This is a genomic window from Paraburkholderia sp. Ac-20336 (genome assembly GCF_017105025.1).
Lineage (GTDB): Bacteria > Pseudomonadota > Gammaproteobacteria > Burkholderiales > Burkholderiaceae > Paraburkholderia.
The window spans coordinates 1-14,798 of the sequence record NZ_JAAGPS010000003.1 but is presented as its reverse complement, the minus strand read 5'-3'; the positions used below and the strand labels follow the sequence as shown (position 1 = coordinate 14,798).

Genomic DNA, 14,798 nt, shown 5'->3' with positions numbered 1-14,798 from the left:
CAAACCAATAAAAACAATGGCTTATATTGATGCGCTGATGTCCGATGAGAATTTCAAGATCGACAACTCAAGCGTTGCCGCAGGGGATCGGCAGGGATGGGCAAAGATTCAGCGAGACGAAAACACGAGCGCTTCCGCAAGGTCTCCGATGAGTCCGCTCGATACGCAATGAGCGAACCTGGAGTGAAGCGCATTCGCCCGGGCATACGCCAACACCGGGCCTTAAAAAACATCGAGCGGCTGCATGGTAAACCACGCAGCCGCTCTCTTTACATCACACTACCTCAACCGCCGTGCGGCCCGAATCAGCGCACGAGGCAAGGCCGCTTGTTATCGAACGTCCAGTTCGGAATCAGATACTGCATCGCCACGCCGTCGTCGCGCGCGCCGAGGCCGTGCTGCTGATACAGCGCATGCGCCTTCTCCAGCGCATCCATGTCGAGCTCGACGCCGAGACCCGGCTTCTGCGGCACCTTGACCTTGCCGCCGACGATCTGCAGCGGATCGCGCGTCAGGAACTGGCCGTCCTGCCAGATCCAGTGCGTATCGATCGCGGTGATCTTGCCCGGCGCCGCAGCGGCGACGTGCGTGAACATCGCGAGCGAGATGTCGAAGTGGTTGTTCGAATGCGAACCCCACGTAAGGCCCCAGTCGTTGCACATCTGCGCGACGCGCACCGAGCCCTGCATGGTCCAGAAGTGCGGATCGGCGAGCGGAATGTCGACCGATTGCAACTGGATCGCGTGACCCATCTGGCGCCAGTCGGTCGCGATCATGTTGGTCGCCGTCGGCAGACCGGTCGCGCGGCGGAATTCGGCCATCACTTCGCGGCCCGAATAGCCGTTCTCCGCGCCGCACGGGTCTTCCGCGTAGGCGAGCACGTCGTGTTTGTCGCGGCACAGGCGCACCGCTTCGGCGAGCGACCATGCGCCGTTCGGATCGAGCGTCACGCGTGCTTCGGGGAAGCGCTCGGCCAGCGCCGTGACCGCTTCGATTTCGGCATCGCCCGGCAGCACGCCGCCCTTCAGCTTGAAGTCGTTGAAGCCGTAACGCGCCTGCGCGGCCTCGGCGAGACGCACGACCGTTTCCGGCGTCAGCGCCTCTTCGGTGCGCACGCGCTCCCAGTCGTCGCGCGCGCCGGTGTTGTCCGCGTACGGCAGATCGGTCTTCTTGCGATCGCCGATATAGAACAGGTAGCCGAGCATTTCCACTGCGTCGCGCTGCTGGCCTTCGCCGAGCAGAGCCGCGACCGGCACACCGAGATGCTGGCCGAGCAGATCGAGCAGCGCGGCTTCGAGCGCGGTCACCGCGTGAATCGTCGTGCGCAGGTCGAAAGTCTGCAGACCACGGCCGCCCGCGTCGCGGTCGGCGAATTGCGTGCGTACTTTGTTCAGGATTGCTTGCAGATTGCCGATCGACTGACCGACGACGAACGGCCGCGCATCGTCGATCGTCTTGCGGATGTTCTCGCCGCCCGGCACTTCGCCGACGCCGGTATGCCCCGAGCTATCGCGCAGGATCACGATGTTGCGCGTGAAGAACGGGCCATGCGCGCCGCTCAGATTCATCAGCATGCTGTCGCGGCCCGCGACGGGCACGACGCGCAGTTCGGTGACGACCGGCGTGGCGTTCGATTCGGTTGGTTTCGTGGACATGGAAAAAGCACCTGTTTGTGAAATGAGCCGGCCTTCGACGACATCGCGAGTTGCGCGCTTTCGAGCGGACCGGATGGAAATGCGAACTGGCAAGGATCGACGGCCGCCTGCGACCGTCAGTGTAGCCAATGGACGTTGCGGCCTCGGGACTCCCGCAACGATGCGCATCCGGGCGAAGCACATCGCCTCATGACAAGCATGACACGTTGTACGACGACAGTCTACTCCGATATCCTGGACGATTCCAGATGAGTGTTTACCCTGCAATCTTTCTAAGGCACAAGGCTTTACGGCATGAAGACCCAGAACTCATGACGTATCCCACGTCGAACTAAGACGTCTGATGACTATAATTTTCCGATAACCTGTATCGGCAAGCCGCAGGCGCGGCAACGGCTTGACCGTTAGTTGCGCACAGGCAGGCAAGCGGCCTGGAACGCCTGATAACGGCCCGTTGCGCCGCGCGCCCACCATGCGCCCGCGCGCGCAATAGCCCCGAGCGCTACCGTCGAACGCATGGGAATCCAGTAAAGTCCTGTGCGATACTTTGCTGGATCAGTCAACAAGCCACAAAAATGAGCAGCCTAACTGAAAAGGTGGTCGCCACTCTTTCCGATGAAATCCGCCGCGGCACGCTGAGGCCGGGCGACCGCATTCCCACCGAAGTCGCGATGATGAAGCAGCTCTCGGTGAGCCGCTCCGTGGTGCGCGAGGCGATCTCGCGCCTGCAGGCGGCCAACGTCGTCGAGACACGGCACGGAATCGGCACGTTCGTGCTCGCCCCGGCCGCCGAAAAACCGATGCAGTTGCCCGCCGCCGATCTCTCCAGCATGCTCGACGTGATGGCGATCATCGAATTCCGCATCGACGTCGAGGCCGCCGCAGCGGCACTGGCTGCCTCGCGCCGCACCGAGCAGAACCTCAAGCAGATCTACGCCGCGCTCGACCGCTTCGAGTCGGAACTCGAGCGCGGCAGCACCGACACGCTCGCGCACGACATCGAGTTCCATCTGCAGATCGCACGAGCGAGCGGCAACCGCTATTTCTTCGACGTGCTGAGCCAGCTCGGCCGCTCGGTCAGTCCGCGCACGCGGCTCGGCACCGCCGAGATCGCCGAACTCGATCACATCGAGGTGCTGCGCAACGTGCTCGGCGAGCACCTGCTGATCTATCGCGCGATCGAACGCCAGGACGCCGACGACGCGCGCGCCGCGATGCGCATGCATCTGAGCAACAGCCGCGAGCGGCTGCGTCGCGCGCATGAGTTGACGAAAGTCGGCGCCTGAGGGCGTCTTGCCCGCGCATCGGCACGAGACTGGACCAGTCCGCGCAGTTGCATTTCACCTCGATACTTCCGGCGGGAAACCGGCGCAGTATGTTCGCGCCGGCTTCGTCACGCGGCTAACGCGACGGAGGCCAGCATGGCACCACAGCACCACGACGACGCCCTCGAACAGTTCGCCGTACAGGGCGCCGCGCCGCTGCCGGCAACGGACCAGAGCGGCCACGTCGAGCACGACGGCGCGCGCATCTGGTACGCGTCGTACGGCTCGGGCGCACCGGTGATCCTGCTGCACGGCGGACTGGGACATAGCGGCAACTGGGGTTATCAGGTGCCGGCGCTGCTCGATGCGGGGCATCGCGTCGTCGTGATCGACAGCCGCGGCCACGGCCGCAGCACACGCGATGCACGGCCCTATCGCTACGAACTGATGGCGTCGGACGTGCTTGCCGTCATGGACACGCTGCAACTCGCCAAGGCCGCGATGATCGGCTGGAGCGACGGCGCGTGCGTATCGCTCGTGCTGGCGGCGCTCGCGCCCGAGCGCGTCGCAGGCGTGTTCTTCTTTGGCTGCAACATGGACCCGACCGGGACGAAGCCATTCGTGCCTGCGGAGGTGATCGACCGCTGCTTCGGCCGCCATGCGAAGGACTACGCCAGCCTCTCGGCGACGCCGAACGACTTCGATGCATTCGTCGCCGCGGTCAGCGAGATGATGCGCACGCAGCCGAACTATTCGGCGGCCGATCTTGCACGCATCCGCGTGCCGATCGAGATCGTGCAAAGCGAGCACGACGAGTTCATCAAGCCCGAGCACGCCGATTATCTTGCGCGCAGCATTCCAGGCGCACGGCTGACTGTCCTGCCCGGCGTCAGCCATTCCGCGCCGCTGCAACGGCCGGCGCAGTTCGATCGCGCGCTGCTCGAGTTTTTGCGGCGCATCGCGGGGTTAAACGCAGGCTGAAGCGCCGGCCGGCGCATGGCTAACCGATGGCGTGAAGCCGGCAGGAATCCATGACAAAGCGAGGCCGAAACCCACCCTGGCTCGGCTCAAAGCCGCACACCGTCATTTCAGGCCTAACACAGCCCCCTATTTTTCGCGATACGAAACGATGCCGCGCTTCGTAAAAAATCATGGTGCGTGGCACAAATCAGCCATTTCGCAATGCCGCCCGACGTTGCACATCGCAAAATTAAGCTCGCAAATTGTTGTTTTTAAAACATAATTTTTATTAGAAAGAACCGTTTGACGCCTGCTTGCCCAACTAGCCGCTGACGTAGACTCTTTTACAAGAGCACGCGCTTCACGCAGTCGGATTCGGGAAGGCCTAACAGAGCGGTCCGCCCCAATCCCACAGATTGCGAAGAAGCCGTCACGAACCACGGTTTTTTTATTGGCAACTGGGAGACAAAAAATGAAAGGCTTTCGCTTTGGTTCGACGTTGGGAGCGTTCTACATTCTGCCGGGTCAGGACGGTTGGGAGGCCACCTACGGCAACGAAACGCTCGGTGAATTTTCAAGCCCGCAACAGGCCGCCGACGATCTCGCGCGCGGCCTGAACTGCGAGCATCTGTCTGAACTCGACACGTCGCAGCTCGAGTTTCCGGAGCATCTCGCCGATTGGGAAATCGTTCACGTGTAAGGACCAGGAAAGGGTATGACCGACGGTGACGTAGCAGTGCACGCAGAAACGACAATGGCGCTCGAAAGCGCCATTGTCGTATTTGCCACCGTTCTGGCGGCCGGGCTGCGTGCTTACCGCATGGCTTTCGAAGCCATCGTCATGCTCACCGCCTCAGTCGCGCACGCGGCTTCGGCCTCAGGCGATCGCATCGACGATCGCGTTCAGCGTCGCGCTCGGGCGCATTGCCTGGCTCGTCAAACCGACATTCGGACGGTAGTAGCCGCCGATGTCCACCGGCTTGCCCTGTGCCGCGCCGAGTTCGGCGACGATCTTCGCCTCGCTGTCGGCCATCGCCTTCGCGACGCCCGCGAACTGCGCCTGCAGCGCCGCGTCCTCGGTTTGCGCGGCCAGTGCTTCGGCCCAGTACATCGCGAGGTAGAAGTGGCTGCCGCGATTGTCGATGCCGCCGACCTTGCGGGCCGGCGACTTGTCGTTGTCGAGGAACTTGCCGGTGGCTTGATCCAGCGTCTTCGCGAGAACCTGCGCCTTCGGGTTGTGGTACGTCGTGCCCAGATGTTCGAGCGACGCCGCCAGCGCGAGGAATTCACCGAGCGAGTCCCAACGCAGGAAGCCTTCTTCGACCAGCTGCTGCACGTGCTTCGGCGCCGAACCGCCCGCGCCGGTTTCGAACATGCCGCCACCGGCCATCAGCGGAACGATGGAGAGCATCTTCGCGCTGGTGCCCAGTTCCATGATCGGGAACAGGTCGGTCAGGTAGTCGCGCAGCACGTTGCCGGTGACCGAGATCGTGTCCTTGCCGGCGCGGATGCGCTCGACCGAGAACTTCGCCGCTTCGACCGGCGTCATCACGCGGATGTCGAGACCGTTGGTGTCGTGGTCCTTCAGGTACTGCTCGACCTTCTTGATGATCTGCGCATCGTGCGCGCGCGCCGCGTCGAGCCAGAACACGGCCGGCGTGCCGGTCGCGCGGGCGCGGTTCACCGCGAGCTTGACCCAGTCGCGGATCGGCGCGTCCTTGGTCTGGCACATGCGGAAGATGTCACCCTGCTCGACCGGCTGCTCCAGCAGCACCGCGCCGGCGGCGTCGGTCACGCGGACCACGCCGTTCGCCGGAATCTGGAACGTCTTGTCGTGTGAGCCGTATTCCTCGGCCGCTTGCGCCATCAGGCCGACGTTCGGCACCGTGCCCATCGTGACCGGATCGAACGCGCCGTGCTTCTTGCAGTCCTCGATCACCGCCTGGTAGACGCCCGCGTAGCAGCGGTCCGGAATCACGGCCTTCGCGTCGTGCAGCGCGCCGTCGGCGCCCCACATCTTGCCCGACTCGCGGATCATCGCCGGCATCGACGCGTCGACGATCACGTCGCTCGGCACGTGCAGGCTCGTGATGCCCTTGTCCGAGTTGACCATCGCGAGCGGCGGACGCTGTTCGTACTGCGCCTTGATATCGGCTTCGATCGCCGCGGCCGTTTCGGCCGGCAGATCCTTCAGGCGCGCGTACAGGTCGCCGATACCGTTGTTGGGGTTGAAGCCGACCTTGGCCAGCGCCTCGGCGTGCTTCGCGAGCACGTCCTTATAGAACACCGACACCACCTGACCGAAGATGATCGGGTCCGAGACCTTCATCATCGTGGCCTTCAGGTGCACCGAGAACAGCAGGCCGTTCGCCTTCGCGTCGGCGATTTCCGCCTCGATGAAGCTGCGCAGCGCGTTCTTGCTCAGCACCGACGCGTCAATGATCTCGCCCGCCTGCACCGGCGTCTTTTCCTTCAGGACCGTCGTCGAGCCGTCCGCAGCCGCGAGTTCGATCTTGACGTTGCCGGCTGCCGCCACGAGCGCCGACTTTTCGCTACCGTAGAAATCGCCGCTGCTCATGTGCGCGACGTGCGACTTCGACTCCGCGCTCCAGGCGCCCATCTTGTGCGGATGCTTGCGCGCGTAGTTCTTCACCGACAGCGGCGCGCGGCGGTCCGAATTGCCTTCGCGCAGCACCGGGTTCACCGCGCTGCCCTTGATCTTGTCGTAGCGAGCCTTGACGTCCTTCTCGGCGTCGGTCGTCGCGACGTCCGGATACGACGGCAGCTTGTAGCCCTGGTCGCGCAGCTCGGCGATCGCGGCCTTCAGCTGCGGCACCGAGGCGCTGATGTTCGGCAGCTTGATGATGTTCGCTTCCGGGCGCGTGGTGAGTCCGCCGAGCTCCGCCAGATCGTCGGAAGCCTTCTGTTCCGCGCTCAGGTAGTCGGGAAATGCGGCGATGATCCGGCCGGCGAGCGAGATGTCGCGCGTTTCGACGAGCACGTCGGACGAGCGCGTAAACGCCTTGACGATCGGCAGCAGCGAGTACGTTGCCAGAGCGGGCGCTTCGTCGGTCAGGGTGTAGATGATCTTCGGCGGTGTGGACATGATCGATGCTTTGCTAGGAAGTGGTAGACAGAGCGTTGGCGGTGCGGAGCCAGCGCAATCGCGGCGGCGGCTACGGCGCAATGCGACACGACGCAACCCGCGGCCCTCAGTTTGCGGCCAGACCGTGAGTATATGCGTGTTTTCCTCTATCCGGGGCGCGACAAACAGACGGCCGCACCTCGCCCAAAGGGGTCAAGCCCCGCCAGATAAGGCTTTGCGGCCGATTACCCAAGTCTTTAAACAGATATCTTATAGATGACTTGAAGTTCGGGTTGACCCTCTGTTTATTTGTAAATGCGAATCATATGCATTATGATTTATGAAAATTTCGCACCTGGATCGCTCGTTTCAACCGTTTAGCCAACCTTAACGACTCAAGCGCTTCATCACTTCTCGCAACCACCCGGCCGACTGGAATTCCGCCGCGCAGCATAGGCGCATGGCGGCGCCACGCTACGCCTACCTAAAACAAACATGCAGAAATCCATCGAATCCGCCCAGCTTGCCGTTATCCGCCGCCCCGCTTCCGCGCGCGGCTTGCGCCGTACCCCGTCGCGCCTCAGTGCGGGGCTGCTCGTAAGCGCGGGGCTGTCGCTTTCAACGCTGTCGTCAGCGGGTTGGGCGCAGCAGGCTGCGGCGAGCGACGCCGAGGCGACGACACTGCCGGCCGTGAGCGTATCGGCGTCGAAGGATGCGGCCGTCGCGCAGGCCGACACCGTCAGCGCGGGCGCACTCGGCTCGCGCAAGCAGGTCGACACGCCTTTCTCGACGCGTATCGCCACGAGCGACGACGCCCAGGACCTGTTCGCGACGACGGCCAACGATCTGTTCAGATACGACCCGGCCGTCACCATCAGCAGCGAGAACTCGATCAGCGAAAACTCGACGTTCAACGTGCGCGGCATGCCGATCGATACGCTCAACAGCATCAAGGTGGACGGTCAAACCTTCCCGTCCTGGGACACCGACCTCTCGCTCGAACCGTTCGAGCAGGTGGAACTGCTCAAGGGCCTGTCCGGCTTCATGTACGGCTTCGGCTCGCCGGGCGGCATCGTCAACTACGTGCTCAAGCGCCCGACCGACGACCCGTACCGCAGCTTCACGCTCGGCTATCGATCGGCGGGCGTATTCAGCCAGGCCGTCGACGTGGGCGGGCGCTTCGGCAACGACCAGCGCTTCGGCTATCGCCTGAATCTCGCCAACGAATACGGCACCACCGCCGAGCAGGACGGCCACGTGAGCCGCCAGGTGGCGTCGCTCGCCTTCGACTTCCGCATCACGCCGGACCTCGTCTTCAGCGCCGACGCGCTCTATCAGAAGCGCAAGACCGAGGGCACGATCTTCGGCCTGATGTTCGGCGGCGGCCTCGGCATTCCCGACGCGAGTACGATCGGCGGCGCGCTCGCGCAGCCGCAGAACTACTATCAGACCGAGATGGCGTCGTTCGGCGCGGGCCTCGACTATCGTCTGTCGGAGAACTGGCGCGCGAGCGTGAAGTACCGCTTCGCGAAGGAAAACCGCACGAATTCGGACAGCCTGCTCTATGTGACCGACGCCGCCGGCAACTACGCGAATACGCTCTACGCGGCAATGACGCGCTACTTCTATCAGAACGTCGATGCGATGGTGCAGGGCAAGTTCGACACCGGCGGCATCCATCACGAAATCGTGCTCGGCACCGGCTACCAGACGCAGACGAGCGAGTACAGCAACAGCGAAGGCTGGAACGAGGGCTACTTCCTCGGCAACGGCAACCTGTACGCCACGACGCTGCTGAGCAACGACGAAGTGAGCATCGGCGAGGAACTGTACCGCCAGCAGCGCACCACGCAGACCGCCGTCTACGCGAGCGACACCGTGCAGTTCACGCCGCGCCTCTCCGCGCTGCTCGGCGTGCGCTACACGCAGTACCGGCAGAACGTGTACGAGCCGGGCGGCGCGGTCACGTCGCAATACAGCGCGAACCCGGTCACACCGACCTTCGCGCTGATGTTCAAGACCGATCCGTACTCGACGCTGTACGCGAGCTATGTGGAATCGCTCGAACAGGGCGGCGCGGCGTCGAACACGAACCTGAACTATCCGGCGACGTTCGGCCCGCTGCGCAGCAAGCAGTACGAAGTCGGCTTCAAGTCCGATCACAGCCGCTGGGGCGCGAACCTCGCGTTGTTCCGCGTGGATCAGGGCTACAACTACACGAACACCGCGAACGTTTTCGTGCAGGACGGCACGAAGCGCTACACCGGCATCGACGCAAGCGGCTGGCTCGCGCTGACGAGCGAATGGCGCGTGACGGGCGGCGTGATGTGGCTCGACGCGAAGGCCGTCGATATCGACGATCCGGGCATCGAGGGCAAGCGCGTTTATGGCGCGCCGCGCTTTACCGCGACGGGGCGCATCGAATACAACCCGGCATATCTGCGGCCGCTCACGCTCGCATTCGGCGGCCGCTACGTCGGCAACCAGGCGGTCGACGCGGCCAACACGCAGTTCGTGCCGGCCTACGCAACGTTCGATCTGAGCGGCCGCTACGAAACGAAGATCGCCGGCCAGGACGTTACGTTTCGCGCCGGCGTGAACAACCTGTTCAACCGCCGTTACTGGACGACCGCGTGGGGCTACTACGTGTCGCCGTCGCCGCAGCGGACGGCGGTCGCGAGCGCGACCTTGCAGTTCTGATCAGGCCCGCGCTTGCTGTGGCGCGGCTTCCGGCGTTTCGCTCGTCGCGGGACGGCGCACGAGCGTCCACAGCAGCGTCGCGCCGATCAGATCGCCGAAACCGAGCGCGACGAAAAACGGCGTGTAGCCGACGCGGGTCACGAACCAGCCCATCGTCATCGTGAACGCGAAGTTGCCCAAGCCCGCGACGAGCGCGGCCATGCCGGTCACGGTGCCGACCTCGCGGCGCGGAAACAGGTCGGCCGACATCGAGATCACGGTGATCGACAGCGTCTGATGCGCGAAGCCGCCGAGGCACAGCAGGAACACCGCCACCGCCGGGCTATGGACGAAGCCGACGCCGGCCATGCCGATCATCAGGAACGCGGCCATCGTGAACGCGATGCGCTTGCCGTTGACGATCGGCACGTCGAAGCGGCGCTTGAGCCACGCCGAGAACGGACCGCCGACCATGCAGCCGAGGTCGGCCGCGACGAACGGCAGCCACGCGGTGAGCGCGATCGCCTTCAGATCGAAGCCGCGCGCCTGATAGAGGTACAGCGGCATCCAGTAGACCAGCGTGCCCCACACCGGATCGGCGCAGAAACGCGGCAGCGCGATGCCCCAGAAATTACGCTGCCGGAGGATCTCGAAGACCTTTGGGCCCGAGCCTTTCGCGGCGCGCAAGCTCGACTCCTGGGTCGCGCCGATATACGCCGCCTCTTCCTTCGACAACGCCGGATGACGGTCCGGATGCCGGTAAAGCAGCAGCCACAGCACGGCCCACGCAAGCCCGAGTCCGCCGACGATCAGGAATGCGACATTCCAGCTGTAGTGCAAGATCGACCACGCGATCAGCGGCGGCGCGAGGATCGCGCCCGTCGACGTGCCGAGGTTGAACACGCCCGCGGCCGTGCCGCGCTCGTGCGACGGAAACCAGTACGCCGCCGCGCGCATGCCGCCCGGAATGAACGCGGCTTCGACGAGCCCGAGCATGCCGCGCAGCACGAAGAGCCCGACCCAGCCCGCCGCGAAACCGTGCGCCATGCAGATCAGCGACCACGCGACGCCGCACAGCAGAAAGCCCATGCGCAAGCCGACGCGGTCCATCAGATAACCGGTCAGCGGTGCGCCGATCGGATACATGACGAGAAATGCCCCGGTAATCCAGCCATATTCGTGCGTGGAAATGTTCAGGTGTTGCAGCACCGTCGGCGCGGCCACGCTCAGCGAACTGCGCGCGAGATAGTTGGTGATCGTGCCGAGCGTGAGCAGCCCGATCATCCACCAGCGCAGGCCTTTCACCTTGATAGACTTGGTCATGCCGTTACCTCGTGTCTCCGTGCGTCGCGCGGTTGCAGGCGAACCGCGCGCTTCGTTGGTCGCGGGGCGTGTGCCGCGCGACGCGGCGGCAAGCCGGCGGGCGCGAACGCAATCGACACCGCGACGATTCTCCGGTCGAAACCGGGTGGAATCCGCATAGTCTTTGTCGGCTGGATTGTCGCACGAAGGCGCGGAATGAAGAAAACGTTTTCTTTTTTCTTCGGGCCACCGCAGTGGTAAATCGAGTGCTTTCAGGCGTTTTCCTTGCCCTAGCAAAATCCGTGGCACGCGTCATGAATGCTCGATTTCTGTATAGGCGGCGACATCAAAATTCTCGAATTGCGATGTCGAAGCGCGTTTACTCGACCGTCCTCGCTCGCTAGAATTGGAAATCGTTATCCTTCTCCCGCGCCAGGCGCAAGCGACTGCGCTGTTCATCGATAAAGCAAACCGCCCCCATGAAGATCGCCTCCGTCCGCGTCACGCCCATTGCCATCAGCGACCCGCCGCTTCTCAACACGAGCGGCGTGCATGAACCGTTCGCGCTGCGCTCGATCATCGAGATCGAAGCCGACAACGGTCTGATCGGCCTCGGCGAAACGTATGGCGACAAGCCCGTGCTCGACGGCCTGCTGCAAGTGAAGGACCGCCTGCCCGGACTGAGCCCGTTCGATCTGAACGGCGCGGCGCGCGAAGTGCGCGCGGCCTTGTCGGCGGGCGCGCCGCCAGCGAGCGCGGTCGAGATCGATCTCGCGCCCGGCTCGCAGCTGGACAAGGCGGAGCAGAAGGTCTTCGGCGCCTTCGAAGTCGCGCTGCTCGATCTGCAGGCGCGCTCGCTCGGCGTGCCGTTGCACGAGCTGCTCGGCGGCGCGGTGCGGCGCCGGGTGCCGTTCTCGGCCTATCTGTTCTTCAAGTACGCGAGCGACGTCGATGCCTCGTACCGCCCCGATAACTGGGGCGAGGCGCTCACGCCCGGGCAGATCGTCGGGCAGGCGCGCACGATGATCGAGCGCTATGGTTTCGGCAGCATCAAGCTCAAGGCCGGCGCGCTCGACCCCGACATCGAGGTGGCGAGCCTGAAGGCGCTCAAGCGCGCGTTTCCCGATCATCCGTTGCGGATCGATCCGAATGCGAACTGGTCGCTCGATACGTCGATCAGGATCGCCAAACAACTGGAAGGCGATCTCGAGTACTACGAGGACCCGACGCCCGGACTCGAAGGCATGGCGCAATTGCATCGCGCAACGGGCCTGCCGCTCGCGACCAACATGGTCGTCACGAGCATGGACGAATTCCGCCGCAACGTCGCGCTCGGCGGCGTGCAGATCGTGCTGTCGGATCATCACTACTGGGGCGGCCTGCGCGCCACGCAAACGCTCGCGACGATGTGCGCGACGTTCGGCCTCGGCCTGTCGATGCATTCGAATTCGCATCTCGGCATCAGCCTGATGGCGATGTCGCATCTCGCGGCGGCGGTGCCGAATCTCACCTATGCGTGCGATACGCACTATCCGTGGCAGGAAGACGAAGTGCTCAAGGGCGGCAAGATCGCGATCGAAGGCGGCTGCGTGAGCATCACCGACGCGCCGGGCCTCGGCGTCGAACTCGATCGGGACGCGTTGGGCGCGCTGCACGAGCGCTATCTGCAATGCGGCATGACGCAGCGCAACGACGCCGCGCAAATGCGCAAGCTGCACCCCGAATGGATCGCAAAGAAGCCGCGTTATTGAGCCGACGAGATTGCGCTGTCAGCGCGCTCGCGCCGCGCCATTCGGGCACTGCGCGCGCGGCGTTTGCCTTTACGGTGCGGGGCATTGCCGTTAGTATTAAGAAGTTACCGGAAAACGTTATCCCGAGCCGATGAAAAAGAGTGCCACCATTCGCGACGTCGCGGCCGCAGCAGGCGTATCGGTTGCGACCGTGTCGAAGTACATCAATGGGGCACAGCGCTTTACCCCGGTCGTCGAAGCGCGGCTCAAGCAGGCGATCGAACAGCTCGGCTATCGTTCGAACCCGCTCGCGCGCTCGATGATCACCGGGCGGACGCGCACCATCGGCCTCGCGATTCTCGACATCCGCAATCCGCATTTCACCAGCATCGTGAAGGGCGCCAACCGCGTGGCGCTTCAGCACGACTACACGCTGCTGCTCGTCGATACCGAAGAAAGCCAGGAGCGCGAGCAAACGCTGATCGAATCGCTCGCGCAACGCGTCGACGGCATGATCGTCAGTTCGCGCATGCCCGACGATTCCGTGCAATGGCTGCTCGATCTCGGCAAACCGGTCGTGCTGTTCGGGCGCAGCGAGCGCTTTCCGATTTCGAGCGTCGGCACCGATAGCTGCCTCGCGGGCTACATGCTCGCGAATCACCTCGTCAAACTCGGCCACCGGCGAATCGCTTATCTCGGCTTTGGCCGCTCGCGCTGGAACGACGAGCGGATTCGCGGCATCCGCAACTGTCTCGACGCCTTCGGGTTGCCGCTCGACGTTCACGAGGCGCAAGCGCCGTCGCCCGCGGCCGGCGAGCGCATGTGCTCGGGACTGATGCTCGGCCCGCGGCGTCCGGATGCCGTGATCTGCTACAACGATCTGATCGCGCTCGGCTTCATCAAGGAAGCGCGCGGACTGGGCTTCCGGTTGCCGCAGGACGTGTCGGTGGCCGGCTTCGACAACGTGCCGTATGGCGAGTACGCGTCGCCAGCGCTGACCTCGGTGGATTTCCAGAGCGAGAAGATGGGCGAACTCGCGATGACGAAACTGCTCGGCGAACTGCAAGGCAAAGCCGAAGAACACGCCGGCTATTCGATGCTCGATCCGCACCTCGTCTTGCGCGAATCGACGCTCAGGCGCGGGCCCGCTGTTGGAACGGACGATAGCGGCGCGGACGGGAACAACCCAATGCGGGAAAGCGCGAGCCGGATGCCGACGACGGAGCGATGAGGGCATGGTCTCTTCATCGGGGCACAAAGCGTGTGCCCGAGCTTTAGACGGCGATGCACGGTGTGTGGCCAAGAGCGCGCAGCCCGATCTGCCGGTGAGTTATCCATGGGCGAAGCAAAACGCATGCGGTTCGGCAGCGGCGCTACGGAGCGTTATGCGCAATGCCTCAAAAGACTGTTACGCCCGGCTCGAACGTTACGTAGCACCGGCCGGTACATCGCCCTCGGACAATCTGAAAAACACGCGTTTTACAGATATGAATTGCGCCTTTCGCATGATTCGGCGGTAAATGTTCTTATAAAAGAAGAAATAGAAATATAAATTACGTTTGGCCTGCAACTTGCGTTGGTGACCTCCATCAATAGTCGTTCAACGAGGACATCATGCAAAAATTCGCCGGTCGTACAGCCATCGCTGTCGCGACATCCATGCTTCTCTCACTCTACGGCTGCGGGTCGACTATTCAGACTCCGAACAACCCGCTTGGTAATGGTGGGTTGTCGGGGACGTCGGGGACGTCGGGGACGTCGGGCACCTCGGGCACTTCCGGTACGTCGGGTACTTCGGGCACCTCCGGTACTTCGGGTACCTCGGGTACCTCGGGCACTTCGGGTACGTCGGGTACTTCCGGTACGTCGGGTACTTCCGGTACGTCGGGTACTTCCGGTACGTCGGGTACTTCCGGTACGTCGGGTACTTCCGGTACGTCGGGTACTTCCGGCACCTCCGGCACCTCCGGCACCTCCGGTACTTCGGGTACTTCCGGCACTTCGGGCACTTCGGGCACTTCGGGCACTTCGGGCACTTCGGGCACTTCGGGCACTTCGGGCACTTCGGGCACTTCGGGCACTTCGGGCACTTCGGGCACTTCGGGCACTTCGGGCACTTCGG

General features: G+C 63.7%; 9 protein-coding genes and 1 pseudogene. 7 read left to right on the top strand and 3 right to left on the bottom strand.

Going from position 1 to position 14,798, the window contains the following annotated elements; genetic code table 11:
* Positions 1-305: 305 nt before the first annotated feature.
* Positions 306-1,655, bottom strand: a complete 1,350-nt coding sequence (gene gudD, locus GXB81_RS02685; RefSeq protein ID WP_167044856.1) for a glucarate dehydratase — start codon at positions 1,653-1,655, stop codon at positions 306-308.
* Between the two features lie 575 nt (positions 1,656-2,230).
* On the opposite strand from gudD, the gene GXB81_RS02680 reads away from it, so the two are divergent.
* From GXB81_RS02680 to GXB81_RS02670, 3 genes are all read left to right on the top strand, one after another.
* Complete coding sequence (locus GXB81_RS02680; protein WP_167044859.1) at positions 2,231-2,941, top strand: FadR/GntR family transcriptional regulator; 711 nt, start codon at positions 2,231-2,233, stop codon at positions 2,939-2,941.
* Positions 2,942-3,076: 135 nt separating this feature from the next.
* Positions 3,077-3,901, top strand: coding sequence for an alpha/beta hydrolase (locus GXB81_RS02675; protein ID WP_205988304.1), 825 nt, complete (start codon positions 3,077-3,079; stop codon positions 3,899-3,901).
* Between the two features lie 451 nt (positions 3,902-4,352).
* Positions 4,353-4,580 carry a hypothetical protein gene (locus GXB81_RS02670; RefSeq protein WP_167044865.1) on the top strand — a complete coding sequence of 76 codons (228 nt, stop codon included), beginning with the start codon at positions 4,353-4,355 and terminating at the stop codon, positions 4,578-4,580.
* Positions 4,581-4,757: 177 nt separating this feature from the next.
* Here GXB81_RS02670 and GXB81_RS02665 read toward each other — a convergent pair whose 3' ends face one another.
* Complete coding sequence (locus tag GXB81_RS02665) at positions 4,758-6,986, bottom strand: NADP-dependent isocitrate dehydrogenase (protein ID WP_205988303.1); 2,229 nt, start codon at positions 6,984-6,986, stop codon at positions 4,758-4,760.
* Between the two features lie 474 nt (positions 6,987-7,460).
* Here GXB81_RS02665 and GXB81_RS02660 point away from each other — a divergent pair, with 474 nt between their 5' ends.
* Positions 7,461-9,665, top strand: a complete 2,205-nt coding sequence (locus GXB81_RS02660) for a TonB-dependent receptor (RefSeq protein ID WP_205988302.1) — start codon at positions 7,461-7,463, stop codon at positions 9,663-9,665.
* On the opposite strand, the gene GXB81_RS02655 is transcribed toward GXB81_RS02660, so the two are convergent.
* Positions 9,666-10,967 carry an MFS transporter gene (locus GXB81_RS02655; protein WP_167281862.1) on the bottom strand — a complete coding sequence of 434 codons (1,302 nt, stop codon included), beginning with the start codon at positions 10,965-10,967 and terminating at the stop codon, positions 9,666-9,668.
* Positions 10,968-11,425: 458 nt separating this feature from the next.
* Here GXB81_RS02655 and GXB81_RS02650 point away from each other — a divergent pair, with 458 nt between their 5' ends.
* The 3 genes and pseudogenes from GXB81_RS02650 to GXB81_RS02640 form a co-directional block, all read left to right on the top strand.
* On the top strand, positions 11,426-12,697 hold the full coding sequence (locus GXB81_RS02650) for a glucarate dehydratase family protein (protein ID WP_205988301.1): 1,272 nt from the start codon (positions 11,426-11,428) through the stop codon (positions 12,695-12,697).
* A 130-nt stretch (positions 12,698-12,827) separates the two neighbouring features.
* Positions 12,828-13,907, top strand: coding sequence for a LacI family DNA-binding transcriptional regulator (locus tag GXB81_RS02645; RefSeq protein ID WP_205988300.1), 1,080 nt, complete (start codon positions 12,828-12,830; stop codon positions 13,905-13,907).
* Positions 13,908-14,290: 383 nt separating this feature from the next.
* A pseudogene (locus GXB81_RS02640) lies at positions 14,291-14,798 on the top strand (hypothetical protein); the annotation flags it as partial.